Origin of the sequence: Acetobacterium sp., from assembly GCF_039830195.1 — a bacterium.
GTDB lineage: Bacteria > Bacillota > Clostridia > Eubacteriales > Eubacteriaceae > Acetobacterium.
The window spans coordinates 1-14,354 of the sequence record NZ_JBDODG010000040.1; the positions used below are offsets into that span (position 1 = coordinate 1).

A 14,354-nucleotide genomic window follows, 5' to 3' on the forward strand; every position below is an offset into this window, starting at 1 on the left:
CTGGTATCATCAAATTACCAGAAGGCGTAGAAATGGTAATGCCTGGCGATAACGTGCAGATGGAAATCACTTTGATCACACCAATCGCGATCGAAGAAGGTTTACGTTTCGCGATTCGTGAAGGCGGCCGTACCGTTGGTTCTGGTGTTGTTGCCAAAATGCTGGAAGACTAAAAGCTGAGTCCAATTTTTGATAAAAATTGGTAGTTAGCGGGCGAAGGATAAGGAAGCAAATGCAGATTTTGAAAGAAAGGTCCTCGTGTGGATATGATTCTTAAAAATCTGTAAACATATAATAATACCAAAAATATTTGAGCGATGCTGTTTGATCAGTTCGATAGCGTTAGGTAAATACGAATATTTTTGGTCAATCTTGCCGCCTCTCTCGAGAGGTGGCTTTTTATTTACCAATGGCAAGATAAAAACTCTGTTCGATCTTCAGCGGCGTTTGTGATACAATAGAACCATAAATTTTGTTGGGGGAAAAAGTATATGAAAAAATATATCAGCGTGACCATTAGTGACAAGGTGGAGTCAGTCGGAAATGACTATAATAAGGGTTTCAGAAAATGTAAAACGGAAGAATTAGCGCAGGAAATTGAGAATGTCTGTAATAATTATGATGAGAAAGGCTATGAACTGGCTGCGATTGTGCCGATTGTTCAAGGCCAGCATATCGTTTTTTCCAGTGATGGCAGTTGGGCCAACAGTGTCACTGAAGGCGTAATTATTACCTTCAAAGCCAAATAAAAAAGCAATTAAGAAGACAAAAAGATAAACCAAAAGGTCTATTCAGATGATTTCTGAATAGACCTTTTTTAGATTAGTAGTTTAATTTCTGAAAAATCATGTTCTCGAAAAAACAATAGGGCTTCATAGCCCACTCGATATATTGACTTTTGAGGAATACCCAAGCACCGGGCAGTATTTGTAATAATAAGAATAGAAAAATCTTCTACTGGCATTTTAATCCGTTTTTCGCAAAAAGCTCTGGTGAGTTCCCGCCGTGCTCCGAAATCGGCAATAAGCAGCGCATCGAAGTCAATCGGACGAACGCGCAAATTATAATCTCTGACAAAATCGTGATAGATTTCTCCCATTTTTCCATGAAGATGTGGATAAAGTGAATCATTTTGAGAAATCTCATAATAAAAATGATTGACACGCGGATCACTCAGCAGATGATGATACCAGACCATGGTTAAATAGAAATGTCTTTCAAAGGCATTGATAGGTTTATATCCGATTAGCTTTTTATTCAGCGAATCGTGGATGGAATCGAGATAGTCATCAAAAATTCGCGCAATAAAGGTATCTTTGGTGGCAAAATGATAGGTCATGGAACCTAAAGTTGTATCGGAATGATCGGCGATTTGTTGAATTGTAGTGGCATTGTAGCCCTGATTATAAAAAAGTTCTTTGGCGCTCTTGTAGATGCGTTCCTTTGTCATCTCGCCTTTGGTCATTTTTCGCATTTTAATCTCCTTAAAGCAATGTGGCATAGCAATTTTAGCACTAAGTGAGAGAATTAACAAGGAAAAATAGTAAAAGAATGGAATAAAAAAATAAATTAATACAAATTACTAAAAAAACAGTAAAACAACAATAATTTAATAAAAAAAGCTTGACAAAACTGATGTAAAGGGTTACTATTTAGTAAGTCTTAGTAATATTACTGAAAGATCTAAAATGACGAAGGTAAAAATCCGGAAATTTTACTTTAGTCGATCATTTAAAAAATTTGAGGAGGCTCTTTTATGGAAAAAAAACCCTTAAGTTCAGGGCTTAAAAAATTCTTTGGTATTGGAGATCTTGGTTTTACTCTGATGTCGAATGTCGAAGTGTTTTATTTTGCATATTTTTTAACAAACATTGCAAAATTTGATTTGGGAACAACTGCAATAATTATGACCTTAACAAGTACAGTAGATATGGTCTTGTCACCTTTCTATGGTGGATTTATTGATGCGCTTAAACCAATGAAATGGGGAAAATACAGATCTTATTTGTTGGTAATACCACCAATTGTCGTCGTTCTTTATACGATGATGTTTACAGTTATTGGCACTGGAATCGTCCCAATGATCATCATCTGTGTCGCTTTCATTACTTCACACGTTGCATGGAACTTCTCGTACGTTGCTAATATAGCATTAATACCAACAATTTCGACTTCACCAGAAGATCGAACACAATTATCCGCAACACGAGGCGCTTATGCAAATGTCGGGAAAATTATTTTCTCAGCAATGGGCTTGGCCACTATTTTATGGGTTGGTGAATTAGTCAAAAACCCAGTACTTGGGTTCACAATTTCGGCATTTGCAATGGCATGTGTTTACTGGTTAGGTTATTTCATTCACTTTAAACTGACAGGTGGATATGAAGCTTCATATGAAGATGCTGCTGCTAATACGACTGCTGCAAAAAAAGAAAAAATATCCATTGGCGATATGGCTAGATCATTGGTTCAGAACCCCCATTTGTTAGTATTACTTTTAGCAGATGTTGCACGTTGGACAGTTAACTTTGTCTGTGCCGGTTCGGCAGTATACTTCTTTACCTATGTAGCTAACGATGTTGCAATGTTTAGTGTATACTTGCTGGTTGCCAATATTATGGCGGTAATTGGCTCATATTCAAGTAAATATGTTGCCGCAAAATTGTCAACACGAACAGCTGCACTGATTGGCTGTTACGGTTTAGGTGTATTCTTAATTGGTTGTCAATTTGTTGTTGGAAATATCACAATGGTTCTGGTTGTACTTTCCTGTGCACAGTTCTTCTTAGGATTCCTATACGCATTGATGGTTGCTTTATATGGTGACGCATCGATCTACAGTGAATGGAAAACAGGAAAAGCAGCATCAAGCTGGGTTATGGGATTATCGAATTTACCATTGAAACTTGCTATCTTCATCAAAGGTTTAATCATTCCGGCTATGCTGGCATCGGTAGGCTTTGTTGCAAAAATGGATCCTGCTACTGCCACACCAGAATTAAAAGCTGGTATTACCACTTTATTCTGTACAATTCCTGGTGCTACGGTTCTCGCAGGTGCGGTTCTGTTAACCTTTGGCTACCGTTTAACCACTGAAAAAGTGAAACAATATCAAGCTGAAATTAATGCCAGAAATAAAATAGCAGAATAGTAGACGTAAATAAGATGACATTAAAATAATTACATAAAAATAAGAAGCCATATTCATATAAATTGATAGGCTTCTTATTTGTTTCATGAGATGAATAGCACTAATTTTGGGTATAAAACAGATTAACTATCATCTTTAAACTACGATTGAGGTGGATTATGAATAAAAAACAGATCATCGGAATGGTTCTCAGCATTGCCGTGCTTGTAGCCGTTTTTTTTCTACCCATACCAATGGGTTTGACCGATAAGGGACTGATAACCATTGGCTTATTGCTGTTCTTTTTAATCATGTTGATTACTGAGGCGTTGCCAGTTGGCGTTATTTGTTTCCTATGTCTGGCGCTATTGCCAACGCTGGGGGTCACAAAAAATCTGACCGCCGGACTTAGCGGATTTACCAACACGATCTTATTTTTCGTACTGGCTTCATTTGGGCTGGCTGAGGCGGTGACCTCCACGCCGATTGTTCAACGGATCTTACATGCGCTGCTTAAAAAATTTGGTAAAGATGTCAAAACCTGTGTTCTGGCGATTATGGTTGCTGGTGCCCTGGTATCTTCGATCGTTACGGATGTACCATCGGTGGTTGTTTTTATGGGTATCGGAGCCAGCTTTCTCAAGCTATTTAAAAATGAAGCAGATCGTCAGCAAACGGCAAAATCACTGATGATGGGAATTCCGATAGCGGTGATGTTAGGCGGTCTAATGACGCCGGCCGGTAGTGGCATTAATATTTTAACGATTGGCTTACTGCAAAATCTGGCAGGTATCCAGATCACTTTTATTCAGTGGATGGCCTGTGGTATCCCGATTGTTGTAGTCATGGTGCCTCTGGCCTGGTTCATCTTGACGAAAATATTTCCTCCGGTAAATATTGATAAAAATGAGATTGATAACTACTTGAAGTCCATTGAAGTTATGGAAAAAGTGGATAGTAGAGAATTGAAGGTCATTCTGATTGGATTAGTCATGACTTCCTTCTGGGTACTCAGCTCATTCTATCCGGCCATTGAAGTGACTGTGGTAGCCCTGATTGGCTGTGTTTCTTTCTTTTTACCAGGGATCAAGATACTCACCTGGGAGCGCTACATGAAAGCGGTCAGTTGGATATCGTTTATTTTGATTGGAACAGTTTTATGTATTGCCAATACGATTGTTGCAAACGGTGTCAGCGAATGGTTTGTCAGCTATGTTTTACCATCATCCTTATCATTTACACTGATGGGCGGGGTTTTCTTCGTTGCCGTGATGTGTTTTGTGATTATGCTGATCGTTCCCGTAGCACCGGCATTAATCGGGGTATTGACACCAGTTATTGTTAGTCTGGCGGCAACCACCGGAATCAATCCGGCGTTACTGATTATTGCTCTTGGCCTATGTGCCGGCAACTGTTATTTATTCCCGATTGATACCATTCCATTGATTACTTATACTGCTGGCTATTACAAGATGACCGATATGCCTAAAGCCGCAATCTGGCTTCAAATCGCTTTTGTGGGTTTAGCTACATTATGGCTGCCGATTGCCGGGAAACTGGTGGGATTGGCCTAAAACACGAAATTTATGGCAACAACATTCTAGGCATAAAAAAAGAGAGACCCGCAGGTTTCTCTTTTTTTTATGATATTAAATTAAGGGGCTAATTGATCTTTGGTTAGTGCTTAAGCAACCATTTCTTTGGCTTTAACAGCGGCACTACCAGCATCTGGAGCAAAACCGTCAGCACCGATTTCAGCAGCGTATTCTGGTGTTACAGGTGCGCCACCAACAATAACTTTAACATCCAGTCCGCTGGCTTTAATGGTTTGAACAGCTTCTTTAAGAGCAGGCATAGTTGTTGTTAACAGTCCTGAACAGGCAACTAAAGTAACGTTTTCGTTTTCTTTGATGGCTTCGACAAATCGGTCAGCTGGGACATCGACGCCCAGGTCAACCATGGTGAATCCGGCACTTTCGATCATCATTGAAACCAGGTTTTTTCCGATATCATGTAAATCGCCAGCGACGGTTCCGATAATGCAGGTTCCTAAAGAGTTTGATGTATCACCGGCTAACAATGGTCGTAAGACATCGACGCCTTTAGCCATCGCTTTTGCAGCGATCAACATTTCAGGGACAAAGATTTCTCCGGAAGAGAATTTCTCGCCAACAACACCCATCGAGTCAACCATCGCTTGCAGAATTTCACCTGGTGCGTTGCCTTCGTCTAATGCTTCCTGAACTAATCCGGGAATCAGTTTTGTTTTACCAATTTCTACTTTTGCTTTAACTTCTTGAATTTTTGACATGTCTTTTCTCCTGTTCAATATTTATTTTGAGTATTTTTAACATCTGACAACTGGCTGTGTGCACCGGTTGTCAAAATAGGTTGTACAGTTTAGTGATTTTTGGTTATAAACAACTGGCTAGACTATTTTTTCTGACCGAAAATCCCTTCCCGGTAAGCGCCAATATATTCCATACAGTAGTCGTCTTCACCCAGTAACGCTTCCGTGGCAAAGATGATGCCCATTAAGTCGCCGTTGGTTGGGTCGAGAATGGCACTGTCCAGACCAGCGTTCATGGCCAGGACGGTAAAGCCCATATTGACCATTTTTCGGGCCGGCAGGTTAAAGGAAATATTGCTGACCGCGCCGGTAACATGGATGGTGGGATATTGTTCTTTAATGCTGCGGATCACTTCGACGACCATAGCAATCCCATCTTCAGACGTACAAAGCATTTCTACCAATGGATCAATGTGCATTCTTGATGGATCGATGCCATATTCTTTGACCTTGGCCATTAAATCGGCAAATACATCGAGACGGTCTTTGGCGGTTTTAGGAATCCCTTTGTCACTGTTTAACAGCGCTACGCATTCCCATTTTGTATCGGCAATGGCTTTAAATGCCGCGTCGATCTTATCGCCTTCTAACGATACGGAGTTAAATAAACCGGGTTTGTTACAGTATTTCATCGATTCGATACAGGTATAAACATTGGGGCTGTCCACCGCAATGGGGGTTTCGGTAACTTCCTGAACCAGATCGATCAACCATTTCATGGTTTCCAGTTCAATGTCGTCATCAACTGAAGCACAGACATCAATGTAATCCACGCCGGCTTCGGTTTGAATCCTGGCCAGATTTTTAATAAATTCGCCATCTTTGGCGGCGATTGCTTTCGCGGTGGAAGGAATCGCACCGTTAATTTTTTCTCCGATAATAATCATTTTTGTCACTCCTCTGGTTATTAATTTTTACCGCTCTTTCAAAGCATGGATTTTCAAATTATTTTTTTACTGGAACATTTCTTTGTTCATTTTTTCGATGGCTTCATCACAGGCTTCGTAAACGCCCGGGAAGGAAGAAACCGGCAGCCCCTGACAAGCACCAGGGATGAAGTAGAGTTTTCCAGATTCGCGGCAGGCGCGGGCAAATTCTGCATCAATTTGCTCTTTTGTCCATTCGGGATGATCGATGACACCACTGTGAACACCACCCATAAAGGTGATTTTTCCGCCGTATTCTTTGATCATTTTAGGAATATCATTGGTTGTCATAACACCCTGCCAGATATCAATGCCCATTTCAATCATATAGGGAACTAAGGTTGCAGCGTAGCTGTCGCTATGATGAACAATCAGTTCAACGCCGTTGGCTTTGTAAAAACCATAGATTTTTTTGTAGGAGTCTAAAAAGAATTCTTCAAACATTGCTGGCGAAAGGAAGGTGGAAATCTGGCTGCCCCAGTCGTCATGATGTAAAATTGCATCAGGATGCAGATTTTCAACTAATGCTTTAGCATAATCCAGTTCATACTCTGTTAAATAATCGATCAGTTCATGCATGGCTTCCGGTTCTTCATAGAAACTCATGAGTGCATTTTCCATACCCATCAGATAATGGGTCATTTCAAATAAACCGGGAGCGATGAAGGCAGCAACATATTTATTGTCCCGATCAACGGCGTTAGCGTCAGCAATGGCCTGATCCCATGCACCTGCAGGTCGTTCCATACTTGGAGCTTTAACATATTTTTTCCATTCGGTAACATCTTCGAGAACAACATGTTGCGCATCGTGTACTGGGAATGATGCAAGTTGACCTTCTGGCCAACGGATGGTAATACCCCATTCATTGATTACTTCTTCACCGATCTGGGGTTTGACACGACCAGATGGTACGCTCATAATCATTTGTAGAAATTCATATTGTTTAACAAAACGATCTGGATTTCCACCGGTCATGACTTCTTTTAAATTCTCTTTTACAGTTAACATAGTGTATAGCCTCCTTGGTTTATCTAGAATGAATCATTGATCAGTTTTAGCAAAGTTGCTGATAATCACATATTTTGACTGCGATTACAATAAAAATAACGATTAAACGAGCGCACAGATTTAAAACTAATATTTTAGTATATGACATTTTATTTACTGTTATTTTAGTAAATACTCTTTCATTTACTGTGATTATAAACGGTTGCAGGTATTTTGTCAACGAATATTTTTGTAAAAGTGCCTGAGTTATAGTTTTTTTAAAGAAATATAAATAAATCACGTCAAAAAGCCAGAAAAATCAGCTCAATCGCTGACTAGCAATAAAAAAAGAGCCACAGTGTTATTAAGACTGCAGCTCTTTTTTAAGTTTGCTCGTACCGATAAGTGCCCTTCAGTTATCGTCCCGATGACTAAGGATAACGGCAGAATCGGTCAATCGCTATGCTTTTGAATATAATCTACGATTTCATTTTTCCCCACCCGGTTGACGCCGCTGTGTTCCACATCAAAACCAGCATCAATTTCATGGCCAAGCACTCGTTCCATCACTTCAGCGACCCGGGGGCGGCAGAAGGTTCCCTGGCACCAGCCGCAGCCCGCCCGGGTGCGGCGTTTAATCCCATCGACGGTAGTTACAGGAATGCCCCGGTTCATTGCGTCAACAATGGCTGCTTCAGTGACCTGTTCACAGCGGCAGATTATTTTTTCGGGACTGGAATCCATGTCCACCAGAGGCTGGATTTCTTTAACCGGCTTCAATTCGGTTTTGGTAATAATAGGGGCCCGATACGGATTGAAGCTGGAGTCTTCGTCAAACGGACAATTCAGTTCTTTTAAAAGGTTAAGAACCATCTCGGCAATTGCCGGTGAAGAAGTCAGTCCCGGCGATTGAATCCCGGCACAATTAATGAACCCAGTAACTGGTGTGGCTTCAATGATGAAGTCATCGGTGGAACTGACTGCCCGGACACCGGTAAAGCTGCGGATAAACTGTTTAATATTTAATTTGTCCGTGGTGTGTTTCGCTTCGTGAAAAATCTTCAGGAGTCTTTCAGCGTGGGTCGATTTATCAACGGTGTCTTCATTGACGGCATCTGGGCCAATTAGCAGGTTGCCATAATAGGTGGGGGCCACAAGAATGCCTTTGCCCATTTTTGTTGGCATCTGGAACAAGACGGTATTGATGATACTGGCTGAACCGCGAACCATCAGAATATATTCCCCGGTTCGGGGGGTAATGGTAAAATAATCAATGCCAACCATCTTGGATACGGTATCCGAAGAAACGCCACCGGCATTGATGACAAAGTGCGACTGGTATTGCTTGCCCATGTGATCAGTCAGATTAAAGCTTTCAGCTGTTTTTTCAATCCCGGTAATTTCGGTCTTCAGTAGGAGTTCGACGCCGTTGGCCACGGCATTTTCAGCCATGGCAATCGCCATTTCGTAGGGCGAACAGATGCCGGCGCCTTTACAATAGAGGGCATATTTAACATCCGAATTGACATTGGGTTCCATTGCCATGATCTGGTCGTGATCGAGAATTTCCAAATCATCCAGACCGTTGGCCAGGCCATTTTCGTATAATTCTTTGAGTTTCCCCAGCTGTTCTTCTTCAAAGGCCAGAACCAGCGAGCCGATTTTTTCAAAACCAAAGTTCAGTTCCGCATTTAATTGGTCGAACTGTTTGCGGCCTTTGTAACACAGGCCGCCTTTTACTTTGGCGTGGGACTCGGCAAAGCCGCCATGGACAATGGCCGAATTGGCTTTGGTGGCACCCATAGATACATCATCTTCTTTATCAAAAACAACAACGGATAATTTGTAACGACTTAAAGCCCGGGCAATCGAGGTTCCGATTATTCCGGCTCCGATTATAGCTACATCATACATAGCATTCTCCTTTATTAAAACTGGATTTTTAGCACTTGCTTAAAAGGTAGTGAATATTATATTACATACCCATTTTCCTGGGCATCTCGCAGAAACTCATAGAAAAATTCACGTTTCATATAGTTAAGTGGTGAGCATTCCTGCTGATTATAGGCAAAGTTCAATTTGGTTACGGCCGCTTCAAAGGAGATGTTCTCCAGGGGAATCCCACCGGCGGCAATCAGTTCTTGACAGGAAGCATAAAGATCGCCATGAATATTTTTGTAGGAGATCATATAGTGATCGACATTGGGGTTGTCCTTAATAAAGGCTAAGAGGGACGTGCCGTTTGTCCCGGTAATATTTCCGCTGCCACAATGGTACAATGAGTGCAACACAGCCCGGATCGGGCGTTTGCGGAGATCGATCACCTCATAATTGAGACCGGGATAGGCGCGCAGCGCCAGTACTTCATTGCGAAATTCTTGAACTGCGGGGACATCATCAAGTGAGGGATTATAAAGCTTGATCATGGTTGGATTTTTAGCTGTGGGCACGCAGCACAGCCCCCGTTGATCAAATACCCCTAACGGACCACCAAAACTGGTAAAATCGTCTTTCAGCCAATCGGCTTCCTGGAGCCGGGTGGCCAGGTGGACATAAATGACATCATCACTATTCTTATAGATGGCATAAAAACCGGGCAGCTTCATATTGCTGATAAATTCCACCGCTGCCGAAAAGTTGGTAATGGCATTGCTGTTGGGTTCGCCGATGGCATAATTGGCAGCCACTAAAACAATCGGAATCAACGGGCTGTCGAGGCCATACGCAAGGGCGGCGGCGGTATAGGGCAGGGTATCCGAGCCATGCGCAATGATGACACCGTCATAATCGCTGAGTCGTTGGGATTGGAGTGTTTCAATTATTTGCAGCCAATGTTGTGGTTCGGCGTTTTCACTGAGAATATTAAAAGGACGGATGACCTCGAATTCGACCTCACGGTTATTTTGTTCTTTGTAGATGGTCAGTAAGTCGTCACCGCATCGGGAATCCACATTGATACAGTGGTCGTTGACCGCACTGCCGATAGTCCCTCCGGTTAACAATAATAAGATTTTGGGTGTTTTTTCCATAGTTGAACATCCTTTCGGTAATTTAGAATAATTATAGCATCTAATGAGGATCAGGGGAATAAAAAAAGCAAACATCAGCTGAGTGTTTGCTTTTTAAAAAGTGCAGTAAATTTAAAACGGAGCTTTATTTCATTTCATTTTGACCAAGGGTCGTGTTTTGCATATAAAGGTTGGAAAAATTAGGATCGGTGGCTAACTCGATATGGGTGGTTATCTTGGGGATCTCCTCACAGCGTTGGGCTTCATCCTGGGATAGCAGGAAGAGTTGGGAACCGGTACCGGCGCCATTGCCGATGGAGCGGATCGGAACGCCGGAAATCTCGGGCAGTAACCCGATAAATTGGGCATTTTCGATATCAATGTAATTTCCAAAAGCACCCGCCAGGGTTATTTCCTTGAGATCTTCGGCTTTGATGCCATATTTTTCGGTTAAAAGACTGCAGCCGGTAAAGATAGCAGCCTTGGCCAATTGAACAGCCCGGACATCTTTTTGGGTGATGATCATTTCTTTGCCGTTGGGGTTATCCTCATGACGAACAAAAACAAAATAACGCTGATTGTTTTCGTCTGTTTTAAAACGATCTTTGAAAGGGTGATTATCAAGATCCTCACCTTTAATAAAGTTACCGCGGTTATAAATCAATTTTTCCCGATACAGGAAGGCAATCGCATCAATGATCCCCGACCCGCAAAAACCAAGCGGGGCCGCACCGCCAATAACCTGGCACTGAATCTCATTGTCAACCAGGTCAATTTTTTCAATGGCGCCAGTGGTCCCTCTCATCCCCATATGGATACCGGCACCTTCTAAAGCAGGGCCGCAGGCAGTGGAAGCGACAAAATAGCGATTACGGTTGCCTACGGCAATTTCCCCGTTTGTTCCTAAATCGATCATCAAGCGGTATTCGTCATCCTTTGGCAGGCCCAGCAGAACCGCGGTTGTATCGGCGCCGACAAACCCTCCCAACAAGGGCAAAAAGGTTATTTTACCGTTGGGATTAATATTGATATTGAGTTCTTCGGCATTGAGGACAACCATGTCCCGGGTAATTCCGGTAAACGGAGAAAGCCCCAAATGCAGCGGATTTAAGCCCAGAAAAAGATGAGCCATGGTACTGTTACCGCAGAAGACGCACTCATAAACAGCTTCAGCTGGTATTTTTGATTCATAAAAAAGATTCGATAAAATATTGTTGACGGTTTCGATGATAGCATGCTGGATGGCCTTGAGGTTTTCCGGAGCGGTAGAAGCATAATCGATGCGACTGATCACATCTCCGCCAAAAGAAATTTGCTGATTCAGGGAAGAGTACTGGTGAATCAGAACCCCATTTGTCAAATCGTAAAGATAACCGACAACAGAGGTGGTGCCAATGTCAAAAGCCACGCCATAGGCATTCACTTCTTCAGTGCCAGGGATCAGATCGATAATTTCATCATTATACAAAATAAAGTTCATAACGGGAAAGCTCTTTTGATGAAAAATCTCAGATGATTTTTGCAATACTTTAATGGAAGACATTGTAACTGGTATTTCAAGGGCCTTCCGGACGGTTTCAAGATCATAGGAACACATCTCAGTTTTTAACGCCGTAATCGGAATGGCAGCCACTCTGGTTTTGGGGTTGAAACTCAGCTCCCCATTGTCAGTTGCTTCCAGTATTTGGGATAAAGCTGCTTCTTTTGAAATAAGAATGGCCATATCTTCAGAAATGAGATGCTGACAGCCAAGCACTTCCGAAACTAAATCGTTTTCACGAATGGTAACAAGGCATTTTTTGCATGTTCCTTTGCCCCCGCAAACCAGGTTTTGCGGAAAACCGACCAGAGCGCAGGCTTCAGCAACTGTTTTTCCAGCTTCAACCATGACACTTTTATCCAATAATGGAAAAAAAACGCGAATAGTATTCAAAGATGACATAAAATTGTCCTTTCGTAGTCATAAATTAGGGTAGACTGTAAAATATTATCTAAACTAATTTCATTATACCCGTTAAAAATGAGATTTTCAATAAGCATAGAAAAATATTGACAAAAAATAAAGGAAATGATAGTCTGTATATACAGGTACGGAACGGAAAATCTAAGAAAATGAAAACGATGTCAACATTGGGAGGCTGAGTATGATTATTATTGGAGAGAAAATAAATGGAACAATTCCAGCGATAAAGGAAGCAATTGCTAAAAGAGATGCTAAGTTTATTGCGGAGCGTGCTATAAAACAGGAAGAAGCAGGCGCAGACTTTATCGATGTGTGTGCCGGCACTGCCCCTGAATTAGAAATAGCGGCATTGAAATGGCTGATGGATGTTGTTCAGAACGCAACAGAAACACCGCTTTGCATCGATAGTCCCAATCCCCGAGTCATCGAAGCTGTATTCAAATATGCGAATAAACCTGGGCTTATCAATTCTATTTCTGATGAAGGTGAAAAATGCGAAGTCCTGCTGCCGCTCATGGACGGAAATACATGGGATGTTATCGGACTTACATGTAATAATAAAGGGATTCCCTGTGATGTTCAAACAAAGGTGGATATTGCGAAAATCATGGTTGATAAAGCGGCAAAGTTTGGGATAACGCCGGATCGTATCCATATCGATCCATGTGTGATGGCATTATCCACGAATAATGACTCATTGCTGAATTTTACCAGGGAAATTTCGGAAATAAGAGCATTATATCCAACGATTCACATCACTGCCGGTTTAAGTAATATCTCTTTTGGCTTGCCGGCCAGATCGCTGATGAATAAAACATTTTTAGCGCTTGCCATTCAGGCCGGCATGGATTCAGCTGTTATGGATCCAACAAATCAGGATATGATGGGAACTATTTTCGCAGCCTATGCGCTACTTGGTAAAGATAAGTACTGTCGCACCTATAGTAAAGCATTTCGGCAGGGGAGAATTACAATACCAGAAAAATAAGTTCTTAGTCAATTTACAAATTGGTTTAAACGTAGTTATTGCAGGTGGCCAGATTCATTTGTGTGAGTTATTGTTCTTATCTTGAAGGATAACTGCTGTTATCCTGGATAATCAATCAGCTGAATATTAGCAATAGATACTTAAAATGCAGTCTAATCACTGCATTTTTTTTGGTTGCTTATATTATTGTTTCAGATAATATTGAAAGCGAAAAAAATGAAGTGATTATGTAAAGAAATTTAACTTATAATTTATTAACTAAAATGAAAAGAAAACGAAGGGTATAATATCAATATATGGAGATATATTACATGAAAATGGATTGTTTGAGAAATAACAAACAATTAAAGAAAATAAATTGACTCTAATTAGAAAAATATTGACAATTTTAAAAAATAATGATAATCTGATTAAAATTTGTATATACAAGTAAATAGTGGACTAGCTGCCCGATATCAGCATTTTTAGGTCGAGTTTTAAAGGGCAAATGGAATAGCATAAAGTTGTAGGTATAATGATTCGGAAAAAAGAAATGGGAGGTGAGCTTGGTAAATAATTGAAATGCAAAGGTAGTTTTTATGGATGAAATAACAACAGGGATTGAGTAAAAAAATGGGAAATAACATTAAAATTACAAATTCGGGGATTTGAGTCAAAAAAACGAAAATATTGTATTTCGTAAATCATCATATGAGCAACACAAAACACTAAAAGGAATCAAATGGTAATTACCTGGTGAATTGCTGAGCTGTTTTGTGTCGCAGAGTAAAATATTGCTCTGATTATTGATGTAAACCCCGTTAATGTAAACGTTATTCGTATTTTTCCAGTAAAAAATTGTCACATTTATTATTTGATTTTTAGTTTAAAATCATATATCATAAATGCAGATGTTAAAAATTTATCAAAGTATTGGAGGAAATAATATGGGTTTTAAATCAGACATTGAGATTGCACAAGAGGCTACACCACAGGATATTCGTGAGATAGCAAAGAAAT

The 14,354-nt window shown here is 40.9% G+C and carries 11 protein-coding genes and 1 pseudogene; 5 read left to right on the forward strand and 7 right to left on the reverse strand.

All coding sequences use genetic code 11. The features are described from left to right. Positions 1-173 (forward strand): annotated as a pseudogene (gene tuf, locus ABGU93_RS12650) (elongation factor Tu); the annotation flags it as partial. Positions 174-491: 318 nt separating this feature from the next. Beyond that, positions 492-749 carry a hypothetical protein gene (locus tag ABGU93_RS12655; RefSeq protein ID WP_347413806.1) on the forward strand — a complete coding sequence of 86 codons (258 nt, stop codon included), beginning with the start codon at positions 492-494 and terminating at the stop codon, positions 747-749. A gap of 68 nt (positions 750-817) precedes the next feature. Here ABGU93_RS12655 and ABGU93_RS12660 read toward each other — a convergent pair whose 3' ends face one another. Beyond that, positions 818-1,474: a TetR/AcrR family transcriptional regulator gene (locus ABGU93_RS12660; RefSeq protein ID WP_347413807.1), complete on the reverse strand. Its 657-nt coding sequence runs from the start codon at positions 1,472-1,474 to the stop codon at positions 818-820. A 282-nt stretch (positions 1,475-1,756) separates the two neighbouring features. Between ABGU93_RS12660 and ABGU93_RS12665 the strand changes: the two genes are divergently transcribed. Then, positions 1,757-3,151: an MFS transporter gene (locus ABGU93_RS12665; protein WP_347413808.1), complete on the forward strand. Its 1,395-nt coding sequence runs from the start codon at positions 1,757-1,759 to the stop codon at positions 3,149-3,151. 158 nt (positions 3,152-3,309) lie between these two features. Continuing rightward, positions 3,310-4,704 carry an SLC13 family permease gene (locus ABGU93_RS12670; protein WP_347413809.1) on the forward strand — a complete coding sequence of 465 codons (1,395 nt, stop codon included), beginning with the start codon at positions 3,310-3,312 and terminating at the stop codon, positions 4,702-4,704. A 110-nt stretch (positions 4,705-4,814) separates the two neighbouring features. Here the strand turns inward: ABGU93_RS12670 and ABGU93_RS12675 are convergent, their stop codons facing one another. The 6 genes from ABGU93_RS12675 to ABGU93_RS12700 form a co-directional block, all read right to left on the reverse strand. Next, positions 4,815-5,441 (reverse strand): corrinoid protein, encoded by a 627-nt coding sequence (locus tag ABGU93_RS12675; protein WP_347413810.1) that lies wholly within the window; start codon positions 5,439-5,441, stop codon positions 4,815-4,817. 122 nt (positions 5,442-5,563) lie between these two features. Next, on the reverse strand, positions 5,564-6,367 hold the full coding sequence (locus ABGU93_RS12680) for a methyltetrahydrofolate cobalamin methyltransferase (protein ID WP_347412624.1): 804 nt from the start codon (positions 6,365-6,367) through the stop codon (positions 5,564-5,566). Between the two features lie 66 nt (positions 6,368-6,433). Further along, entirely contained in the window at positions 6,434-7,417 is a 984-nt protein-coding gene (locus ABGU93_RS12685; protein WP_347413811.1) for a uroporphyrinogen decarboxylase family protein, read from the reverse strand. 432 nt (positions 7,418-7,849) lie between these two features. Continuing rightward, the gene (locus ABGU93_RS12690) at positions 7,850-9,310 is read right to left on the reverse strand and encodes an NAD(P)/FAD-dependent oxidoreductase (RefSeq protein WP_347413812.1); all 1,461 of its coding nucleotides are present in this window, start codon (positions 9,308-9,310) and stop codon (positions 7,850-7,852) included. Positions 9,311-9,366: 56 nt separating this feature from the next. Then, a complete protein-coding gene (locus ABGU93_RS12695) occupies positions 9,367-10,425 on the reverse strand; it encodes an asparaginase domain-containing protein (protein ID WP_347413813.1) in 1,059 nt (352 codons plus the stop codon). Between the two features lie 124 nt (positions 10,426-10,549). After that, the gene (locus ABGU93_RS12700) at positions 10,550-12,346 is read right to left on the reverse strand and encodes an ASKHA domain-containing protein (protein WP_347413814.1); all 1,797 of its coding nucleotides are present in this window, start codon (positions 12,344-12,346) and stop codon (positions 10,550-10,552) included. A gap of 202 nt (positions 12,347-12,548) precedes the next feature. Between ABGU93_RS12700 and ABGU93_RS12705 the strand changes: the two genes are divergently transcribed. Continuing rightward, the gene (locus ABGU93_RS12705; RefSeq protein WP_347413815.1) at positions 12,549-13,355 is read left to right on the forward strand and encodes a methyltetrahydrofolate cobalamin methyltransferase; all 807 of its coding nucleotides are present in this window, start codon (positions 12,549-12,551) and stop codon (positions 13,353-13,355) included. Positions 13,356-14,354 lie beyond the last annotated feature (999 nt).

Bases quoted from the DNA above. Each gene is read 5' to 3' on its own strand.
- ABGU93_RS12655 (WP_347413806.1), top strand. From the start codon at position 492: ATGAAAAAATATATCAGCGTGACCATTAGTGACAAGGTGGAGTCAGTC.
- ABGU93_RS12660 (WP_347413807.1), bottom strand. From the start codon at position 1,474: ATGCGAAAAATGACCAAAGGCGAGATGACAAAGGAACGCATCTACAAG.
- ABGU93_RS12665 (WP_347413808.1), top strand. From the start codon at position 1,757: ATGGAAAAAAAACCCTTAAGTTCAGGGCTTAAAAAATTCTTTGGTATT.
- ABGU93_RS12670 (WP_347413809.1), top strand. From the start codon at position 3,310: ATGAATAAAAAACAGATCATCGGAATGGTTCTCAGCATTGCCGTGCTT.
- ABGU93_RS12675 (WP_347413810.1), bottom strand. From the start codon at position 5,441: ATGTCAAAAATTCAAGAAGTTAAAGCAAAAGTAGAAATTGGTAAAACA.
- ABGU93_RS12680 (WP_347412624.1), bottom strand. From the start codon at position 6,367: ATGATTATTATCGGAGAAAAAATTAACGGTGCGATTCCTTCCACCGCG.
- ABGU93_RS12685 (WP_347413811.1), bottom strand. From the start codon at position 7,417: ATGTTAACTGTAAAAGAGAATTTAAAAGAAGTCATGACCGGTGGAAAT.
- ABGU93_RS12690 (WP_347413812.1), bottom strand. From the start codon at position 9,310: ATGTATGATGTAGCTATAATCGGAGCCGGAATAATCGGAACCTCGATT.
- ABGU93_RS12695 (WP_347413813.1), bottom strand. From the start codon at position 10,425: ATGGAAAAAACACCCAAAATCTTATTATTGTTAACCGGAGGGACTATC.
- ABGU93_RS12700 (WP_347413814.1), bottom strand. From the start codon at position 12,346: ATGTCATCTTTGAATACTATTCGCGTTTTTTTTCCATTATTGGATAAA.
- ABGU93_RS12705 (WP_347413815.1), top strand. From the start codon at position 12,549: ATGATTATTATTGGAGAGAAAATAAATGGAACAATTCCAGCGATAAAG.